The organism is Candidatus Pantoea communis, from assembly GCF_011752685.1.
In the GTDB taxonomy this organism is placed as follows: domain Bacteria; phylum Pseudomonadota; class Gammaproteobacteria; order Enterobacterales; family Enterobacteriaceae; genus Pantoea; species Pantoea communis.
This window is the reverse complement of sequence record NZ_VWXC01000014.1, coordinates 118784-139241: the sequence shown is the minus strand read 5'-3', so window position 1 is coordinate 139241 and position 20458 is coordinate 118784. Positions and strand designations below refer to the sequence as shown.

17 protein-coding genes are annotated in these 20458 nt (G+C 53.6%); 7 read left to right on the top strand and 10 right to left on the bottom strand.

Translation table 11 applies throughout. The features are described from left to right. Positions 1–73 precede the first annotated feature (73 nt). Positions 74–853 (bottom strand): transporter substrate-binding domain-containing protein, encoded by a 780-nt coding sequence (locus F3J37_RS18790; protein WP_058962084.1) that lies wholly within the window; start codon positions 851–853, stop codon positions 74–76. 14 nt (positions 854–867) lie between these two features. Further along, complete coding sequence (locus tag F3J37_RS18785) at positions 868–2034, bottom strand: methionine aminotransferase (RefSeq protein WP_034830903.1); 1167 nt, start codon at positions 2032–2034, stop codon at positions 868–870. A 126-nt stretch (positions 2035–2160) separates the two neighbouring features. Between F3J37_RS18785 and F3J37_RS18780 the strand changes: the two genes are divergently transcribed. Continuing rightward, positions 2161–3042, top strand: coding sequence for a LysR substrate-binding domain-containing protein (locus F3J37_RS18780; RefSeq protein ID WP_166935087.1), 882 nt, complete (start codon positions 2161–2163; stop codon positions 3040–3042). Here F3J37_RS18780 and F3J37_RS18775 read toward each other — a convergent pair. After that, a complete protein-coding gene (locus tag F3J37_RS18775) occupies positions 3000–4676 on the bottom strand; it encodes a methyl-accepting chemotaxis protein (protein WP_034830905.1) in 1677 nt (558 codons plus the stop codon). The two genes, F3J37_RS18780 and F3J37_RS18775, sit on opposite strands and share 43 nt — an antisense overlap. Before the next feature lie 213 nt (positions 4677–4889). Further along, positions 4890–6407 (bottom strand): carboxylesterase/lipase family protein, encoded by a 1518-nt coding sequence (locus F3J37_RS18770; RefSeq protein ID WP_166935085.1) that lies wholly within the window; start codon positions 6405–6407, stop codon positions 4890–4892. Between the two features lie 192 nt (positions 6408–6599). Between F3J37_RS18770 and F3J37_RS18765 the strand changes: the two genes are divergently transcribed. Next, entirely contained in the window at positions 6600–7034 is a 435-nt protein-coding gene (locus tag F3J37_RS18765) for a DoxX family protein (RefSeq protein ID WP_166935083.1), read from the top strand. A 69-nt stretch (positions 7035–7103) separates the two neighbouring features. On the opposite strand, the gene hglS is transcribed toward F3J37_RS18765, so the two are convergent. Continuing rightward, complete coding sequence (hglS, locus tag F3J37_RS18760; RefSeq protein ID WP_166935081.1) at positions 7104–8441, bottom strand: 2-oxoadipate dioxygenase/decarboxylase HglS; 1338 nt, start codon at positions 8439–8441, stop codon at positions 7104–7106. An 88-nt stretch (positions 8442–8529) separates the two neighbouring features. Continuing rightward, on the bottom strand, positions 8530–9864 hold the full coding sequence (locus F3J37_RS18755) for an MFS transporter (RefSeq protein WP_166935079.1): 1335 nt from the start codon (positions 9862–9864) through the stop codon (positions 8530–8532). A 310-nt stretch (positions 9865–10174) separates the two neighbouring features. Here F3J37_RS18755 and F3J37_RS18750 point away from each other — a divergent pair, with 310 nt between their 5' ends. After that, positions 10175–11095: a LysR substrate-binding domain-containing protein gene (locus F3J37_RS18750; protein ID WP_034830936.1), complete on the top strand. Its 921-nt coding sequence runs from the start codon at positions 10175–10177 to the stop codon at positions 11093–11095. Here the strand turns inward: F3J37_RS18750 and smrA are convergent, their stop codons facing one another. Next, positions 11096–11662 carry a DNA endonuclease SmrA gene (gene smrA, locus F3J37_RS18745; RefSeq protein WP_034830911.1) on the bottom strand — a complete coding sequence of 189 codons (567 nt, stop codon included), beginning with the start codon at positions 11660–11662 and terminating at the stop codon, positions 11096–11098. 296 nt (positions 11663–11958) lie between these two features. Here smrA and fnr point away from each other — a divergent pair, with 296 nt between their 5' ends. Both fnr and uspE read left to right on the top strand, forming a co-directional pair. Then, positions 11959–12711, top strand: coding sequence for a fumarate/nitrate reduction transcriptional regulator Fnr (gene fnr / locus F3J37_RS18740; protein ID WP_034830913.1), 753 nt, complete (start codon positions 11959–11961; stop codon positions 12709–12711). Between the two features lie 118 nt (positions 12712–12829). Then, positions 12830–13792: a universal stress protein UspE gene (uspE, locus tag F3J37_RS18735; protein WP_166935077.1), complete on the top strand. Its 963-nt coding sequence runs from the start codon at positions 12830–12832 to the stop codon at positions 13790–13792. A gap of 47 nt (positions 13793–13839) precedes the next feature. On the opposite strand, the gene pntB is transcribed toward uspE, so the two are convergent. Both pntB and pntA read right to left on the bottom strand, forming a co-directional pair. Next, complete coding sequence (pntB, locus tag F3J37_RS18730; protein ID WP_034830917.1) at positions 13840–15228, bottom strand: Re/Si-specific NAD(P)(+) transhydrogenase subunit beta; 1389 nt, start codon at positions 15226–15228, stop codon at positions 13840–13842. 11 nt (positions 15229–15239) lie between these two features. Next, on the bottom strand, positions 15240–16772 hold the full coding sequence (gene pntA / locus F3J37_RS18725) for a Re/Si-specific NAD(P)(+) transhydrogenase subunit alpha (RefSeq protein ID WP_034830919.1): 1533 nt from the start codon (positions 16770–16772) through the stop codon (positions 15240–15242). 539 nt (positions 16773–17311) lie between these two features. On the opposite strand from pntA, the gene ydgH reads away from it, so the two are divergent. After that, a complete protein-coding gene (gene ydgH, locus F3J37_RS18720; protein WP_166935075.1) occupies positions 17312–18268 on the top strand; it encodes a DUF1471 family protein YdgH in 957 nt (318 codons plus the stop codon). A 211-nt stretch (positions 18269–18479) separates the two neighbouring features. Further along, a complete protein-coding gene (locus tag F3J37_RS18715) occupies positions 18480–19871 on the top strand; it encodes a basic amino acid/polyamine antiporter (RefSeq protein WP_166935073.1) in 1392 nt (463 codons plus the stop codon). Here F3J37_RS18715 and F3J37_RS18710 read toward each other — a convergent pair whose 3' ends face one another. Continuing rightward, positions 19872–20285, bottom strand: coding sequence for a hypothetical protein (locus F3J37_RS18710; protein ID WP_038646835.1), 414 nt, complete (start codon positions 20283–20285; stop codon positions 19872–19874). It lies immediately after the preceding gene. Positions 20286–20458 lie beyond the last annotated feature (173 nt).

Genomic DNA, 20458 nt, shown 5'->3' with positions numbered 1-20458 from the left:
GCCATAGATGAACAATGGCAGCCTTAATTTAATCCGGTTTTAACGGCGCAGCGCGCCAGAGTGGCGCTTGATGTTATTTCGCTGCGGTCACATCAATGCCAGGGAAGAATTTCGCCGCCAGCTTGGTGATGGTGCCGTCAGCCTGCACTTTCGTGATAGCCGCATCCAGTTCACCTTTCAGCTTGGCATCACCCTTACGCAGGCCGAAACCGATACCGGAACCGAGGATGGTGTCATCTTCAACCGGCTTGCCAACAAAGGCGAAACCTTTGCCCTGTGGCTTATCTAGGAAACCAGACTGACCCGCAGCAGACATCACCAGCGTGCCATCAAGGCGGCCCGCCACCATGTCGTTATAAACCTGGTTCTGGTCCTGATAAGAGGTCACGGTCACGCCCTGAGGCTCCCAGTGCTTCTTAGCGTAAGTTTCCTGGATTGAACCCTGCAGCACGCCGATGTTTTTGCCTTTCAGTGACTCGGCGGTTGGCAGGACTTTCTCGCCCTCTTTCACGATCAGCATGGTCGGAATACGGTAGATGGGCTTGGTGAAATCGATGCTTTTGGCACGCGCTTCAGTGATGTTCATCGCCGAGTTGATCGCATCAAACTTTTTCGCCTGCAGTGCCGGGATCAGCGCATCAAAGCTGCTTTCCACCCACTTACAGTCGAATTTGCCAACTTCGCAAATCGCTTTACCCAGTTCGATATCAAAACCTTCCAGCTCGCCCTGTGCGTTGCGGCTTTCAAACGGCGGATATTGGGATTCCAGACCGTAGCGTAAGGTTTCCTGTGCCAGTGCGTGTGCAGAAGTCAGCATACCCAGCGCCACAAACAGTGCGTTTAACTTTTTCATTATTCTTCCCCTAATTACCCTTTAACCCGGCACAGCGCTTCCGCGCCAGCCTGCAGTGTTGCGTCGTCTTTCGCGAATGACAGGCGAATTAATTTATTGTCAGTGCCGTCCATATAAAACGCCGACAACGGAATGGTGGCCACACCGTGATCGACGATGAGACGTTTTACCATTTCACTGTCGCTTTCGTCACTGAAATGTCCGTAACTGGCCAACATAAAGAAGGAACCTGCGCTTGGCAGCAACTTAAACGGCGAATCTTGCATCAATGACAGCAGGCGATCGCGTTTTTCCTGATAGAACGGTGACAGCTGCAGATAGTTTTGCGGATTCTGCAGATAGTGCGCAAAACCCACCTGCATTGGCGTATCGGCGGCGTACATCATGAACTGATGCACCTTCACAATTTCTTCCATCAACGCGGCCGGTGCCAGCGCATAACCGACGCGCCAGCCGGTGACGTGGAAGGTTTTGCCGAATGAAGACACGATCACGCTGCGCTGTGCCAGTTCCGGATGGGTTGCCATGCCGCAGTGGGCACGGCCATCAAACAGGATGTGTTCGTACACTTCGTCGGACAGTACCACGATATCCGTGTTGCGGGTTAAGGCCGCCAGCTGCTCCAAATCGGCTGGCGTCAGCACCTGCGCACTTGGGTTGTGCGGGGTGTTGATGATGATCATGCGGGTGCGCGGCGTGATGGTGGCGCGCAGTTCATCCCAGTTGATCGCAAAATCCGGCACCTGCAACTTTAGTCCAATCGGGGTTGCACCTTGTAAACGCACCACCGGCGCATAGCTGTCGAACGCCGGTTCAAAGAAGATCACCTCATCACCAGGATGCACCAGCGCCGAAATCGCCATGTAAATACCCTGGCTGGCGCTGCCGGTGATCAGCACTTCGCTGCCCGCATCATAGCGCTGGCCATAAAGGGTCTCGACTTTTTCAGCCAGCGCTTCACGTAGCGCCGGTAAACCGGTCAGAGAGGCATATTGGTTATGACCTTCGCGCATGGCTTTACTGACCAGCTCCACCAGATGCGGATCGCACGGGAAGTTCGGCGCACCTTGCGACAGGTTGATGGCTTTATGTTGTGCTGACAGCTGGCCGATGACGCTGAAAATCGTCGTGCCGACATCGGGCTGTTTGGAAGAGATGTTAACACTGCTATTCAAGGTCATCGTTGCTCCACAAGGTTGCATAACCACGTAAGGAAAGTAGATTTCTATTCAACGGTGAGACGCTTGAGTCGACAAGCGAATTGTTGTCATAATAGCCATGATTAAAAATCATAGCTTGAGGTCGTTATGTCCCGCTCCGCCCTGCCGTTGAATGCCATCCATGCTTTTCTGGTCACCGCACGCCATCTTAACCTGACGCGCGCCGCCAGCGAATTATGCATTACGCAGGGTGCGGTGAGCCGTAAAATCGCCACGCTGGAAAGCTGGCTGGGATTTCCCTTGTTTGCACGCCATGCGCGTGGTCTGCATCTTACCGAGCAAGGCGCGGCGCTGTTGCCCGAACTGCAACAAGGTTATGCCATGCTGGTGAATGCCACCGAGAAAGCCAGCCGCAGCAATGCCTCAATTCGCCTGAAAGCGCCCACCTGTGCCATGCGCTGGCTGGTGCCACGTTTGGTGGCGCTGGAGCAACAGCGGCCGGAAATTCATGTGGCACTGACCACTACGCTGGACCACGCTTCACAGCTGGAAAATTATGATGCGGCGATTGTGTTTGGCACGCCGCCTGCCGGTTCCATTCGTTTATTTGATGAGCGACTGACACCGGTCCTGGGCAGCAACATCACGCCACCCGTGGGCATCAGCGATTTGGCGAGGTTTACTTTTTTGCATCCCACCAATGATTCCCGCGACTGGCAAATGTGGCTGGCGGATCAAGCGGCCACTGTGCCGATGGCACGCAATCAGCACTTTGCTACTATGGATCTGGCCATCAGCGCGGCGATTCAGGGCTTTGGTGCAACTGTGGCGGATGTGACACTGGTGCAAAATGATTTGGCGAATGGTCGCTTGATTGCCCCGTTTGCCAACAGCGTGGCCACCGGGGCAGCGTACAGCCTTTTACAGTGCGCAGAACAGGATGCGCCACCGTTCCTGCCGGATCTGGTGGCGTGGTTGTGTCAGCCTCAGAATGAAACCCACTCATCGGCGCTGGCCGACTTCGATTGAGCGACAGGCGTACTGGTTAACAGCGGACGGCGCAGAACGGTGCTGGCTGGCGCGGCCTGAGCTTTACCTAACGGCGCACTGTCCGACAGACGGAATTTCGCGACAGAAGCCTGCAACTCTTCCGTTTGACGCTCCAGCGCACTTGCCGCCGCAGAAACCTGCTCCACCAGCGAGGCGTTCTGCTGAGTCACGCTGTCCATTTCCGTGACGGCGGTGCCAACTTGCGAAATGCCCTTGCTCTGCTCTTCGGAGGCGGCCGCGATGTGCTTCATGATCTCATTCACATCCTGCACCGACTTCAGAATATCGTTCATGGTGCTGCCTGCGCTGCTGACCAACGCAGAGCCCTTATCCACGCGCTGGACGGAATCTTCAATCAGCGTGGCGATCTCTTTCGCCGCCCCGGCACTGCGCTGTGCCAGATTACGCACTTCACTGGCCACGACCGCAAAACCACGGCCTTGTTCGCCCGCACGCGCGGCTTCAACGGCGGCGTTAAGCGCCAGGATGTTGGTCTGGAAAGCAATGCTGTTGATCACGTTGGTAATCTCAGCAATTTTCTTCGAACTGCCGGAAATGCCCTGCATGGTGGTGACCACTTCCCCTACCAGACGGCCGCCCTGCTGCGCGGTGCCGGTAGCCGTTTCTGCCAGTGAACTGGCCTGACGGGCGTTGTCGGCGTTGAATTTCACCGTTGCCGTGAGCTGCTCCATGCTGGCAGCCGTTTGCTCCAGCGCGGCCGCTTGCTCTTCGGTACGGGAGGAGAGATCGTTGTTACCGGATGAGATTTCTGCCGCGCCGCGATAGATATTCTCGGTTCCGCTGCGAATGGCGCTCACGGCTTCACGCAGGCTGTCCTGCATCGCACGCAGCAGCGGCACCAGTTTGCCGACACAGTTGCGGCCGAAATCTTCCACGGGCTGACTAAGATCGCCTTGGGCAATCACAGCAAAATGGTTACGCACGCGCTCCAGTGGTTTCACCAGCATCGCTACCAGATAACGGTCGGTGAACAGCAAAATCACCAGACCGAACACCACAGCAACTAAAATAATCACCTTAGTAATGTTAGTGAGCTTATCAACGGTGACACGGGTTTCATCCAGCTTAATGCCTGCGGCTTTGTTAAACGCCTCCGCGCTGGTGCCAAAGGCGCGGCTCAGGGCGGGCGTCACGTTATTAGCCTGTGTGCGATAAGCTTCAACGGTGCTCTGCTGTGCCAGCGACACCTGCGGCGCGATCCCCTCATCCAGCAATTTCTGCCAGCTGGCGATAACGCTGTTAACCGTTTCACTGTCCATCGGGCCAGGTGCCATCGCTTTGAATTGCACCAGCTGCGCTTTCATACTCTCCAGCGCCTGTTGCACCGGTGCGAAGGCATCCGCGCTCACTGCCGCGCCCGATGCACGCCCTTCCATCACGCGGGATAGACGCGTCACCACACGAAAATATTGATCGTTGCCTTTACTCAGTACCGTCATCTGATTAACCAGCTCACGGTCTATCTCATTCCCTTCGCCGAGGGCATTGAGCGAGTGCACGCTAAATAATCCGACACCGCACCACAGCAGGCAGAACAGCCCGAGAATAGTCAGCATGACGGCGCGAATAGTGAAGTTTTTTAAGATTCCCATACATAATCCCTTGGTGTGAAACGCGTAGGAGGCCCGATAAAATCGGGCATATTGCGTTTATCGGCAGTGGATTGGGAAAATGTAACGGTTTAATAAGCTAATTAATTGCTGTCTGCTTAAGCCGGATAGGAAATGTTATTACTGATAATCAATGGATTAGCCGAAAATTTGCCTTATAAATTCATTTGCTCAATTTCACTATTAGCCTGCTCATCAAAGCTTAACGTGGCTGCGCATCATCAGACGGAACAAACGCAGCCGCCCACGCATAAAACGCGCCTTCAACACCACTTGCGGTTTACCCTGATCACCGAGGGCTAATGTCAGGTCTTCACGGGGACGCCACACCGGCCAGTCGATTTTGCCCTGCAGCCGATAGCTAAACTCACTGGCATCCCGGGCGAAGGTCACCCAATAAGTACTGACCATGTCGGCGAAGCGCTTGTCTGCGGCAGTGTAATCCCGCTCAGGCAGCGGTTTCAGTGAGGTCAGCGTGTTGAATACATAGGGGATTTCGTTGCCGTGCCAGGTGCCATTTGGATAGAGGTCGCGGGCGTTCTCTGAAACATAGTCGAACCAGTATCGCCAGGCTGGCATGCCAATACTGTGTTGAGACTGCGCCACCAGCAACGGGATCACGGTAAACGCCATGTCTCGCGCCACTGCCCGGCCCAGTAAGGTATCGTCGTGAATATCGTATAGCCATTTCATCAGGCCATAACTCAGGCGATTTTTGCGACGAATTTGTTGTAGCACTGTTGCAGGATCAACACCAAAATAATCCAGTACGCTGGCTTCATCACTGTTACTTCCCACCATCAACGGCACCCGATGCTGTTTACCGGCCATAAAGGTTTCGAGCATCGGTTTGGGGAGCACCGCATCACCGCTGATTGCCACCGGACCTAATCCCAGTGGACGTTGCAGCGGCCAGAATTGATCGGCAGGTAACTGACGAAGCTGTTCGGCAGAGGCGTGATCCGGCAGGCCAAAATGCGCTGCAACCTGTTTACCGATCTGTTGCGCCCTCCTGCGCGGCACATCCGGCAAGCTGTAGGCACTCTGGACAATACCTTTGTGGAACAGCCCTTCAGCCAGCGGAGAACAGCACAAAGACAACACGCTGCGCGCCCCCGATGATTCGCCAAACAGTGTGATATTTTGGCGATCGCCGCCAAAGGCAGGAATATTGCGTTGAACCCACTGCAGCGCAGCGATTTGATCCAGCAAGGCAAAGTTATTCACCACCGCTTCTTGCGGGTATTCAGCATCCAGCGCCGGATGGGCGAAAAAGCCAAAATGGCCAAGACGATAATTGAGCGTGACCACGACGACGCCCTGCGCGGCTAAGGCTTTGCCACGATAGGGATCAAGACTACCCGCGCCGATGGTAAAGCCCCCGCCGTGCAGCCACACCATCACCGGCAAGGGGCGGGAGGGCTCAACGTCTGGGGTCCAGATATTCAGGTACAGACAATCCTCATTGAACCGGCCCGGATCGCCGCCACCCACTGCCACGCAATAATCCCGGTTTTGCCAGCTGGCATCACCCCATTGCGTGGCTTCACGTACTTCTTGCCAGTGTGCAACCGGCTGCGGCGGGCGCCAGCGCAGTGCACCCACGGGTGGCGCGGCGTAAGGTATTCCCTTGAAGACAAAAAGATCATCGTCAATCAGGCCTCTGAGTTCACCCTCTGCGGTCATGATCCTCAGACGTCGTTCGTTTTTCATCTCGGGTTCCCAGATCAAGCTTGGTTCCATTATTTGCAGGCCTTGAGCGAATGTCCATGTTCTGAAAGCATTTGCAGATTAAGCCGAATATGCTTTCGATCCATTGAACATCTCCATCAAATTATTTGGCTAACCCTGGCATGGCGAATTGCATTAAGGTTACAAGTTAACCTGGCGAGACGGAGAAGCGCGATGTTTGGTGGTATCAACCAGATGTTCAATCGGATGAGCGATCACCCGGACTTCGGTAAACTGCTGTTACGTCTGACGTTTGGCGGCCTGCTGTTATTTCATGGCGAATTCAAGGTGATGCATGGCATCGACTGGATCGCTCATATGCTGGCCGTTAAAGGCATGCCAGGTTTCATCGCTTACGGTGCTTACATCGGGGAAATAGTGGCACCTGTCATGGTGATCATCGGTTTAATGACGCGCCCTGCGGCTTTCATTATTGCGGTGAACATGGTTGTTGCGACCTTGCTGGTAAAAATGGGCGCGGTCTGGCATCGCACAGATGTTGGCGCCTGGTCTCTGGAAACAGAGGCGCTTTATCTGCTGGGCGCACTCGCCATCATGTTCTTGGGTGCCGGGAAGTACACGCTGGTGCGTGATTCGCGCTTGCAATAAAAATCAAAAGAAATGAAGCCGGTCTGCTGAAGTGCTGATGCCACTTCACAGACCGGTTTTCTTATGCCCTTAACGTATACCGCAACGAGCCAGACTGCGCTGCTGCATCTGCTGATACAACGCCATCTCATCCTGCACCGCTGCACCTAACGCGGCTTCAAAATCCGCCCGGCTGGCATTGCCCGCGCTACGTGCGTGCGTTTCGTCGCCTAAATTAGACTGAAATATCCCCGCTGCGCTCACTGGCAGAAAATCTTCATACACTATCGGTTCTGCCTGCACGCGCCCTTCAGCAAGCAGTTGAACCAGAGTTTCTCCCGTTTGCGGAGGATGCTGGGTGCCCTTAGCGGTCAAACGATAGCGGAACCACGCCAGTTCCTGTTCGCGCAAGGTATCTTCATCATCTGGGAAATCGCGAAACACCGCGCTCAGATGCTGTTGATGATGCTGGTTATCACTGCCGGTGCCCGCTTCCGCCAACAGACGGTCGTAGAGTGTGCGACCTTTGGGGGTTAGCGCCGCGCCGCGCTGCTCGATCTCACCAAAGCGCGCAGTATGTGTGCCGGGGGTGCCGTCATTAAAATGCACTGCCTCTTCCAGCGCTTTAAAGCTGGTTTGACGTAACAGGATCGGCACCTCGCGCCGTGGTGGCCCCTCAATGAGGGTTTTGGGATCGATACCGCGCGCGGGCATCAACGTTTGCACGCGGTCAATATCCAGCGTGCGCGGCGTCAGATGGTTGATGTGGCACCCCTGGAAGCACACTACATCGGCGATTAATCGATGTTGCTGACTCAGTGCGCGGTAGGTCACGCTGTCCACAGTGGTGTGGGCATGCCAGCGGAAGGTCTCCAGCGCCTCTTTGACAAAAAGCGCCGCGTCCGCAGCGTTTAAACCGCCCTGCTGTTGGTGTTGCGCGATCAATGCGCGGCAACCCGGCGTGAAAATATCGCGCGCGGCTAAAATCGCAGCGGCTTTTTCTCTCAACGCGGCATCATCAATCAGTTCAAGACGTAACAGAGAGGTAAACACGCGGAACGGATTGCGGCGCAATGCGCTGTCCGTAACCGGACGAAAAGCGGTGGAGTGAACCGGCACGCCCGCCTGGGAGAGATCGTAATATCCCACCGGTTCCATCCCCATCACCGCAAACATCTGGCGCAGCGTGCTGAGTTCTTCTGCCGTTCCCACACGAATCGCACCGTGACGTTCCACGCTGAGACGGTCCAGTTCATCGGCGGCAGCGAGGCGATTTTTTAAAGCGGGTTGTGCTTCCAGCGTACGTTCATTCACGGCCGTGACCAGTTGCGTCAGGGTGCCATATTGCGGCACTTCCTGCTGATACATACTGGACATAGCTTGTGAGAACAGCGTGCGAATCGCATCGCTGGTGAGAAAGTTTTCCATGGTCATCACCTCGGCGTTAAGGGTTGTTGCTAATGTAGATCAACCCTTTATCGCCGTGGAGGAATTTCGTGGAACTGTGATCGCCCTGTCACTCAGCCCGGTCTGACGGGTCACCAAAGCGACATTTCAGGGCCAGCATGATCGTGGTGAGCACCGCTGGAATCGCCAGCAACAGGAAGATTTGGCTGAACGACCACCCGAGCGAAAGAAGCTCTGCGCCGACAAAAGCACTCATAATCGCACCGACACGACCCACACCGTGCATCCAGCTGGAACCGGTCGCACGCGCGTGCGTAGGGTAATAGCTGGCGGACAGCGCATTCATGCCGGTATTGGCGCCGTTAAAGCAGAAGCCGCTAAAGAAGGCGATGGCACTCATTAATCCCACTTCCGCCGGGGAGAAGCCGAGCGCGACAATCGCAATGCCGCCACAGAAGTAGATCACCGCCAGCGCGATATTGGCATTGATGCGATCCATCAGCCAGCCCGCAAACAGCGAACCTACCGTGCCGCCCGCCTGGTACATCGCCGTAACGATGGCGGCTTCCGTCACCGACATTCCCAGCGTGTTGATCAGCGAGGGCATCCAGCTGCCAATCAGATAGACGAGGAACAGCCCCATAAAGTAGCCGCCCCATAACATCAGGCTGCCGAAGAGATATCGCCGGGAAACCACCGTCGCCACTGCGCCACGCCGCACGACAACCTGTTCAGTGGACTGGTAATGGCTGTTCGGCTCAACGACGCCAGGCAGCATGCGATCCAAAATGGAATGTATACGTGCAGCAGGTGCACGACGGCTAATCAGGAAGCGCACGGATTCCGGTAAGCCGCGCAGCAGGAAAGGCAAAACAATCAGCGGCAAGACGCCACCCATCAACATCACGGAGTGCCAGTCATAGCGAGGCAACAGCCAGGAAGCTGCAAATCCGCCCGATGCGGCACCAAAGGTGAAACCGCAGAACACCACGGTGATAATGAATGAACGTCGACGCTCTGGTGCATACTCTGCTACCAGCGTTCCAACGTTTGGCATGGCGGCTCCGAGGCCAAGGCCGGTGAGAAAACGGAATAACATCATTTGATCGATGTTTTGCGCCATGGCGGTGGCCAGCGTCCACAAGCCAAAAAAACCCACGCTGAGCAGTATCATCACACGCCGCCCGTAGCGATCGGCCAATGGCCCCGCCACCATGGCACCTAAGGCCAGGCCAATCAGCGCAGCGCTGATCACCATGCCAAGCTGATGATTAGTGACGCCCCAACTGGCTTTCAATGTAGGAGCGATAAAGCCCATCAGCGCGATGTCCATGCCATCCAGCGCAACAACGATGAAGCACAGCGCAATCAGGCGTTTTTGCCAACGGCTAAGCGCACTCTGATTAATCAGCTGGCGAACATCTACGGCTTCAACGGTGGTCACGGATCAACTCCTGCACATTCATCGTTTAATCATCAGTTTTGGTAAAAAAAACGGCGCTAATGATAGCTCATCGTTAACAATAACGGGCAGGATTTTTAGGTGTAAGTGAGAATTATTCAAATTATGCGAGATTAAGCGCTTGATATTGCAATAGGTGATAATTTTGCATTGGCGCTGATTTTTACTAATTCTATTTAAAACATCAGGTTATCAATATCAGGGTTTTTGTTAATATAATTTTGCAGTGAAGTTAACATAATTCCAGTTTTCCCATTGCCGCCATCAGGTAAAAGTCATTATGTTTGAGGCTATGGACAAAAATTCCCTTTTCAATCAGCGCATTCGCTTGCGCCATTTACACACCTTTGTTGCGGTCGCGCAGCAAGGCACGCTGGGGCGCGCGGCAGAGACACTCAATCTCAGCCAGCCTGCGCTCTCAAAAACCCTGAATGAGCTGGAAGAACTGGCTGGCGCGCGTCTGTTTGAACGTGGTCGTCTCGGTGCCCAGTTAACGACGCTCGGCGAGCAATTTCTTGTCCATGCGGTAAAAGTGCTGGATGCGCTTAACCATGCAGGCCAAAGCTTTAACGCCCCACAACCCGGGCGACCGGTCGTGATTCGCCTCGGCGCGCTCACCACAGCGGCAATGGGTATGCTGCCACAGATTCTCGATCGCTTTCACGAGCAACAACCGAACACCACGGTACAAGTGGCGACATTACATAATAATGTTCTGCTGGCCGGGTTGCGCGCGGGTGAGTTTGATATTGGCATTGGGCGCATGGCCGACAGTGAAATGATGGCGGGTCTGAGTTATGAATTGCTATTCCTTGAGTCGCTTAAACTGGTGGTACGTCCGGAACACCCGCTCCTCAGTGACAACGTCACGTTATCGCGCGCGATGCAGTGGCCGGTGGTGATATCGCCGGAGGGCACCGCCCCGCGTCGTATCGCTCAACATATGCTGGACGAGCAAGGTTGTGCGCTTCCCGCTAATTGTGTTGAAACCTCATCCACTTCGCTGGCGCGTCAGTTAGCCCTGCGTTATGACTATGTGTGGTTTGTCCCCTCAGGCGCCATCAAGGAAGATCTTAGCCACAATGCCGTTATTGCACTGCCGATTAACTCCCCTGGGCCGGGAGAGCCGGTGGGGATTATCACCCGCAGCGGCAGTCATCTCAGCCTGAGTGCCGAAGTGTTGCTGGCGACCATTCGCAAATTTCACACCTAATTAGCGACTGCGTTTGGCGTGGCGCTCACGATTATCCAGCCGCGCCTGATCCGTTTTTCTTAAACTGACATACAATGCCCCGGCACCTCCGTGCTGGGGCTGCGCCACGCAAAAGCTTTGCACCTCGTCAAACTGCGTCAGCCAGCGTGCCAGATAACTGCGTACGATATTGGCATGGGCTTCATCATCACGGCCTTTACCGTGGATAATCAGCAGATTGCGTAGCCCCTGCTTGCGTGCCTGCAGCATGAAACTGAACAATGACTTTCGACAGGTTTCTATCGGCTGGCGCAGCAGGTTCAGGCTGGCGTCCAGGGAATATTTCCCCAGCCGCAACTTGTCCAAAACACCTTGTTGAATCCCTTCTGTTTTGTATTCCAGCGGTGTCGTCAGCGGGATGATGTCAAGAAAGCCCCGCGTGAGGAAATTTTCCTGTTCGTCATTCGCTTGCGTCGGGCGCGGCGCTTTGGTCGAAGGGGAACGCAACCATTGGGTATTGGCACAATCTTTCAGTGGCGTCACATCGCCCATGGCATCCCGGAAAAGGTCTTCATCGTCTAGGTTCATGGTGTTTTCTCACACCTGGTGGTTTGCTGAGCGCAAGTTGCCGCTCAAAAACAAAATAGTAGCAAAGGATTTTTGGCATCACATCTGTCACTTTTTGCGCTGAGATAAGTTATGACCAGATGTAAATATGGCAACAAAACGTTCCAGGTCAAAAAATAATGTCAGGCAAACCTTGCGCAAACTCAGGTATACCCTACGTTAGTGGGGGTTTAAGGGGAATTACTGCTCGGATGAGTTCCCTTAACGCGTAAAAATGTTAAAATTGACGGCAGTCAATAATCATCGAGCGTACCTATATGATCCCGGAAAAACGCAGCATTCGACGTATTCAGTCTGGCGGTTGTGCCATTCACTGTCAGGATTGCAGTATCAGCCAGTTGTGTATCCCTTTCACACTGAACGAGCATGAGCTGGATCAGCTGGACAATATCATTGAGCGCAAAAAGCCGATTCAGAAAGGTCAGACGTTGTTCAAAGCCGGTGATGAACTGAAATCGCTTTACGCTATCCGCTCCGGCACCATCAAAAGCTATACCATTACTGAACAGGGTGACGAGCAGATTACCGGCTTCCATCTGGCAGGGGATTTAGTGGGCTTTGATGCGATTGTCGGCGCGCACCACCCGAGTTTTGCTCAGGCGCTGGAAACAGCGATGGTGTGTGAAATTCCTTTCGAAACTCTCGACGATCTCTCCGGTAAAATGCCGGCACTGCGCCAGCAGATGATGCGTCTGATGAGCGGTGAGATTAAAGGCGATCAGGATATGATCCTGCTGCTCTCCAAGAAAAACGCGGAAGAGCGTCTGGCGGCCTTTGTCTGGAATTTGTCACGCCGCTTTGGTCAACGTGGCTTCTCACAACGTGAATTCCGCCTGACCATGACGCGTGGTGACATTGGTAACTATCTGGGACTAACCGTAGAGACCATTAGCCGTCTGCTGGGCCGCTTCCAGAAAAGTGGCATGCTGGCCGTGAAAGGCAAATATATCACTATCGAGAACCATGCGTTGCTGGCAGAACTGGCGGGTCAGACTGAACAAGCTGCGTGATTCTATGCCGGGTCGATAAATGTTAGTTTATTGATCCGGCAACAACTTTTCCCCTTCTGCCCTGCGCCAACTTAGGCTATCTTTAATCCAACTTGCTTTGGTTTGAGGAGATTGCCTTATGTCCCGGTACCAAAATATTCTGGTGGCGATTGACGCCCAACAGGACGATCAACCCGCGCTGCGTCGTGCGGTGTATCTGAATCAACGTATCGGCGGAAAAATCAAAGCTTTCCTGCCTATCTACGACTTCTCCTATGAAATGACCACCTTGTTGTCGCCTGATGAGCGATCCAACATGCGTAAAGGTGTGATCAGTCAGCGTACTGAATGGATTCGTCAACAGGCCCACGCCTATCTTGAGGCCGGTGTTGATATTGAAATTAAAGTGGTGTGGCATAACCGCCCTTATGAAGCGATCATTCAGGAAGTGATGGCGCATCAGCACGACCTGGTGCTGAAAATGGCCCATCAGCACGATCGCCTGGAAGCAGTGATTTTTACCCCGACAGACTGGCATCTGCTACGCAAATGCCCCTGCCCGGTGTGGATGGTGAAAGATCAGCCGTGGCCGGAAGGTGGCAGAGCCGTTGTGGCGGTCAATCTGGCCAGTGAAGAGCCCCATCACGATGAATTAAACCAAAAGCTGATTCGTGAAACCGTGCTGCTGGCCGATATGGTCAACCACACAGAAGTGCACCTTGTCGGTGCTTATCCCATCACGCCAATCAATATCGCCATTGAACTCCCCGACTTTGACCCCAGCGTGTATAACGATGCGATTCGCGGACAACATCTGGTGGCGATGAAAGCGCTACGCCAGAAATTCTCTATCGGCGAAGAGTTTACCCATGTAGCAAAAGGCTTGCCGGAGGAAGTGATACCGGATATCGCCTCTCATCTGGAGGCGGGAATTGTGGTACTCGGCACCATCGGCCGCACTGGCCTTTCGGCCGCGTTCCTGGGGAATACCGCTGAGCAGGTTATCGATCACCTCCGCTGTGATTTGCTGGCAATCAAACCGGACGATTTCAAATCGCCGATTGATTATGACGATGAAGAAGACGAAGACGAAGACGATTAAAACAACAAAGGCGACCAGATGGTCGCCTTTTTTAATCGCAATACAGATTACAGCGCGCGCAGGATACCTTCTACACTCGCCTTCGCATCACCAAACAACATTTGCGTGTTGTCTTTGAAGAACAGCGGGTTCTGTACCCCGGCGTAACCGGTATTCATTGAACGTTTAAACACGATAACGTTCTGCGCTTTCCACACTTCCAGTACGGGCATACCAGCGATTGGGCTGCGCGGATCTTCCTGTGCCGCCGGGTTAACGGTGTCATTGGCACCGATCACCAGCACGGTATCGGTATCGCTGAAATCATCGTTAATCTCGTCCATTTCCAGCACCACGTCATATGGCACTTTGGCTTCAGCCAGTAACACGTTCATGTGGCCAGGCAAACGGCCAGCAACCGGGTGGATGCCGAAACGCACTTTGATGCCACGCGCACGCAGTTTTTCGGTAATTTCCGCCACCGGGTACTGTGCCTGCGCCACTGCCATGCCGTAGCCTGGGGTGATGATCACTGACGTTGAGCCTTTCAGCAATTCCGCCGTGTCTTCTGCCGTGATTTCGCGATGTTCACCCTCTTCTTCGCTTTCGCCACCGACACTCACATCAGTACCAAAACCACCGGCAATCACGCTAATGAACGAGCGGTTCATCGCCTTACACATAATGTAGGACAGGATGGCACCCGAAGAACCCACCAGCGCACCGGTGACGATCAGCAGGTCGTTGCTGAGCATAAAGCCCGCAGCCGCTGCCGCCCAACCGGAGTAGGAGTTGAGCATCGACACCACAACCGGCATATCCGCACCGCCAATCGACGCCACCAGATGCCAGCCGAACACCAGTGCAATCACCGTCATCAACAACAGCGCGACGACTTGTGAACCGGTGCTATTCGTCTGTACAAACCACAGCATCAGCAAGAAGGAAACCACCAGCGCTGCCAGGTTCATTTTATGACGATGCGGCAACATCAGCGCTTTTGAGGAAATCTTGCCACGCAGTTTACCAAACGCCACGATAGAACCGGTGAAGGTCACCGCGCCGATAAAGATGCCGAGGAACACTTCCGTCAGATGGATATTTTCCATCACCGGCGCCAGGCCTGGTGCATGATCGATGTAGCTGTTGAAACCCACCAGAACGGCAGCCAAACCGACAAAGCTGTGCAGAATCGCTACCAGCTCTGGCATTTCAGTCATTTCGACTTTCTTCGCCAGACGCACACCGATTGCACCCCCGATCACCATCGCCAGCAGGATCCACGCCACGTTGCCGCTGTTGGGGCCGAAGATGGTCGCCAGCAGCGCAATCGCCATGCCGCTGACACCAAAGATGTTACCCTGCTTTGACGTCTCGTGTTTTGAGAGGCCAGCCAGGCTGAAAATAAACAGAATTGCGGCAACAATGTATGCTGCAGTCACTAATCCGCCAGACATGTTGTTACCCCTTAATTCTTACGAAACATTTTCAGCATGCGCTGGGTGACGGTGAATCCACCGAAGATATTGATGCTGGCAATCAGTACTGCGACGAAGGCAAGGAAAGTCACCCACCCGCCGTGTCCCATCTGCAGCACCGCACCCACCACAATAATGCCGGAAATGGCGTTAGTGACGGACATCAATGGCGTATGCAAAGCGTGACTGACGTTCCACACCACGTAGTAACCGACGACACAGGAGAGTGCGAAGACAGTAAAGTGGGAGAGGAATTCTGGCGGTGCCACGTTAGCGAGGCAGGCAAACAGCACCACAGCCAATGCCAGCAGCAGATATTTGCGCCACGGTGAAACCGGTTTGGCTTCCACTTTTGCTTTTGGCTCAATGGCCGCCTGCGCCGCTTTCGGTGCAGCAGATACCTGAATCGGTGGCGCTGGCCAGGTGACTTCGCCGTCACGAATCACGGTGACGCCACGTACCACAACGTCTTCGAAGTCGACGGTGATTTCGCCGTTCTTCTCTTTGCACAGCAGTTTCAGCAGGTTGACCAGATTGGTACCGTAAAGCTGAGAGGACTGTGTTGGCAGACGGCTAGGCAGATCGGTATAACCAATGATCTTCACACCGTTGCTGGTTAGAGTCACCTGATCAGCTACCGTGAGATCACAGTTACCGCCGGTTGCTGCCGCCAGATCGACAATCACGCTACCTGGCTTCATGCTGGCAACCATTTCAGCGGTAATCAGCTTCGGTGCCGGTTTGCCCGGGATTAAAGCGGTAGTGACGATGATATCGACTTCTTTCGCCTGCGCGGCAAACAGCTCCATCTCTGCCTTAATAAAGGCTTCCGACATCACTTTGGCATAGCCATCGCCACTGCCGGCTTCTTCTTCGAAATCCAGCTCAAGGAACTCGGCGCCCATACTCTGCACCTGTTCTTTCACTTCTGGACGGGTATCAAACGCACGAACGATAGCCCCAAGGCTGCCCGCTGCACCGATTGCCGCCAGACCCGCCACGCCCGCACCGATGATCATCACTTTGGCGGGTGGTACTTTACCGGCTGCGGTGATTTGGCCAGTAAAGAAGCGACCAAATTCGTGTGCCGCTTCTACAATCGCACGGTAACCCGCGATGTTCGCCATGGAACTCAGCGCATCCAGTGCCTGGGCACGAGAAATACGTGGCACAGAATCCATCGCCATGACGGTAACCTGACGTGCCGCCAGTTTTTCCAGCAGTGCCGGATTTTGTGCGGGCCAGATAAAGCTAACTAAAGTGCTGCCCGCGCGTGTCAGTTCGATCTCCTGATCGTCTGGCGCATTCACTTTTAACACGATATCAGACTGCCAGACACTTTCGGTGGTGCTGACAGTGGCACCAGCGGCGATAAAGCTCTCATCGTCAAAACTTGCGCGAATACCTGCGCCCTGCTCGACCGTGACGCTGAATCCCAGCTTGATCAGTTGCTCAACGGTCTTTGGCGTTGCAGCAACGCGCGACTCATTGGCTAACCGCTCTTTGGGTATCCCAATTAACATACTGTTTCCTTTCAACAATTAAAGGATGAGGTTCTGTAAGTGGCACAAGCCCATAAGGCTGAAACAGCGTTTCAGCTTTTTATGAGCAAAATGCGCAATGTAACAAAGTCTTTATAACCTACTGAAAATGTGAAAAGTGATCCACAGCGATAACGCACACTTATGACATTCACACTAATATTCAGATGCAAAGATTGAATGCCACCTTTTGCCACTAGTTTTGCGACATAATAAAAAATATTCTGCTGCGCAAAATCGTGTCATGTCGAATTTAGTGTTTTTAAAAACCTTTATTTAACAGTACTTTAACTATTATGATGCTATGTGTTACCAGAATAAGTGGTAAAGCGGTCAAAAAAAAGCCATAGCATAGGTAAATGACATGTCGATGAATAATTTGCGGAGATTGTCAATCTTATGCGCATAAATTGGCTGAGACAGGTTGATTATTACATGCAATAATCAGCGGCTAATCTGTTATACATCAAGAGTCCAGCACGTTTTCGTACTCATTTTGCGTAAGGCGAAGGATCATTTTTATGAAGCTGAAGAACACCATTCTGGCGACCACCTTGTTATCACTGTTGGCAGCAAATGCATTTGCCGCCAGAGAGTTGACGCCAGAACAAGCGGCCGCGTTGAAGCCATTCAAACGTATTAATATCAACGGTCGCTTTAATGCTATTGGCGATGCCACCGATGCCATCTCCAAAGCAGCCGATGAAAAAGGCGCTGACTCCTTCTATGTGCAGGGCATTAACGATACCAACGGCAACGGCGGCAACTGGCGCGTAACGGCGGATCTTTACAAAGCGAATGCGCCAAAAGCGGATGAGACCACCAAATACCGTATGTTTAACGGCGTGAAAGAATTGCCGAAAGCGGAAGCGTATCGTTTAGAGCCATTCGATACCGTTTCCGTCAATGGCTTTTTCTCCAGCCAGCCTGATGTGAATGAAGCGATAGCTAAACAGGCAAAAGACAAAGGCGCAGCCTCCTTCTTTATTGTGCGTCAGGTTGATGCCAACAACGGCGGCAACCAGTACGTGACGGCTTATGTCTATAAAGCCGATGCACCAGAGCGCAAAGTGCAGAGCGTCTCCGATTCCATCCCAGCCGATTCTGAAGCCGGTAAAGCCGCTTTAGCCGCGGGCGGTGCAGAAGCGAAGAAAGTGGCTATCCCTGGCGTTGCCTCTTCTGATACGCCAAGTCGTAGCGTAGGCCGTTTCTTTGAAACGCAAAGCTCCACCGGTGAACGTTATACGGTGAAACTGGCGGATGGCCGTAGCGTGCAGGAAGTGAATGCGATTACTGCGGCTCAGATGCAGCCGTTTGATACCATCACCTTCTCTGACCACTTCGGTACGCCAACAGAGATCTCTGATGCTGTGGGCAAACGTGCCGTGGAAAAAGGTGCGAAGTACTATCACATCACGCGTCAGTGGTCTAACCAAAGCGGTGGCAACCTGACCGTGACCGCGGATCTGTTCAAGTAATTCGCTTGCGGGGCGGCTTTCGTCGCCCTGCTCATCTGTTTGCATAGTCTGTGCGCAGATCTGCATAATCCTGCATTGCCTTCCCTTTTCGCTCTCCGTAAAATCCTTCGCCTGTTTTCAGGGTATTCCGTTTCAAAATCGGCCAATTGCCACGTTACACTCCAGCGGAATCGTCACTACCCAGCATACTCTGCTGTCCAGGAATGGTGTTTTGGATAAAAAATTAGGTCTGAGCGCGCTCACCGCGCTGGTACTCAGCTCCATGCTCGGTGCGGGTGTATTTAGCCTGCCGCAAAATATGGCTGCCGTCGCCGGTCCCGCGGCTCTGTTGATTGGCTGGCTGATCACCGGTGTCGGCATCCTGTTTCTTGCGCTAGCCATGCTGCTGCTGACGCGCTTAAAACCCGAACTGGACGGCGGGATTTTTACCTATGCACGCGCCGGATTTGGTGAGTTAGTCGGATTTTGTTCCGCATGGGGTTACTGGCTCTGTGCGGTCATCGCCAACGTCTCTTATCTGGTGATTGTCTTTTCGGCGCTGAGTTTCTTCACCGATTCGCCTGACCACGTGGTATTCGGCGATGGCAATACCTGGCAAGCGATGCTCGGTGCGTCGGTACTTTTATGGCTGGTGCACTGGCTGGTGTTACGAGGTGTGCAAACGGCTGCCAGCATCAACCTGCTCGCTACCCTGGGGAAACTGGTACCGCTGCTGCTGTTTGTGGTGTTGGCTTTACTCGCATTCAACTACGATCGCTTCCACTTTGACTTCAGCGGCGCCGCGCTGGGCCAGCCACTCTGGCAGCAAGTCAAGCAGACCATGTTGATTACTTTGTGGGTCTTTATTGGTGTGGAAGGCGCCGTGGTAGTCTCCGCGCGGGCACGTCATAAGAAAGATGTGGGACGCGCCACCATGCTGGCGGTTATCGCGGCACTGCTGGTTTACTTACTGGTGACCCTGCTTGCACTGGGCGTGGTGCCGCGTGCAGAGTTGGCGCAAATGCGAAATCCCTCCATGGCCGGCTTGATGCAGCATCTGTTAGGGCATTGGGGCAATACGGTGATTGCGGTGGGTCTGATTATTTCCGTGTGTGGCGCGTATTTAAGCTGGACAATTATGGCGGCAGAAGTCCCTTTTCTGGCGGCACAGCAAGGGGCTTTTCCCCGCAGCATTGCGCGGCAGAATCGTCACAATTCGCCAGCCGCTTCGTTGTGGCTCACCAACGGCAGCGTGCAGGTTTGTCTGATCCTGATTGCGGTCACTGGCGCAGATTATAATACGCTGCTGACCATCGCGTCAGAGATGATTCTGGTGCCGTATCTGCTAGTGGGGCTGTATTTAATTAAAGTGGTTCGCGGACAAAAAAATCCGCTGGCATTGGCGGTAGGATTGGGTGCCAGTGCCTACGGATTCTGGCTGCTTTATGCTTCTGGCCCGCTGCACCTGCTGTTGTCTGTGGTGCTTTACGCGCCGGGATTACTACTGTTCCTTTACGCGCGACGCGGCGGCCGTGGTAATAGAGTGTTGTCACAACTTGAGCGCATCGCGATTGGATTACTGATTGCGGCAGCACTGCCAGCAATGTGGCAGCTTACGCAGTAATTAGTGAGGTTGAACCGGGATTGAGACGCACAGCAGGTCATCCTGCTGTGTCAGATTGAGCGCTTTACGGTATTCCTGATGAATCGCGTCCAGCTGATCTTCTGACAACGGATAAGGCAGTTGAATGTCAAAACGGCTGATGTGCTGTTGTTCCGCGAGAGTAATCAGTCGCGCGATATTGATCTCGTCGCTGACCTGCGTTGAAATGATTTGTAATGCTAATTCTTTCAGATGATCGTCGCTTGCCGCTAAGCCGTGTGCAGATTTACGCGTCACCATGCCAAAAATCGGCATGACACCGTAAATGGCGTCAACGAAACTCCAGCGTTTTTTGCAGGAAGCAGAGAGAAAATCGCTGTAATTGAAGCAGATGCGGTCACTGTATCCGGCTGAAGCCAGCTCTTTATCAGACACCCTCGCACTCCTCCTGGTTTTCGTTACGGTTCCGAACCTTGCGCTACAACGCGCCGCTAATAATGGCACATTTCACCGTAATTATACCAGTCAGGCAGGGATATTTCGTGCGATAGCGTAGAGCTCAGGACCAGGAAAAGTTATGCTGCTGTCATTCTCATCACTTACCGTGA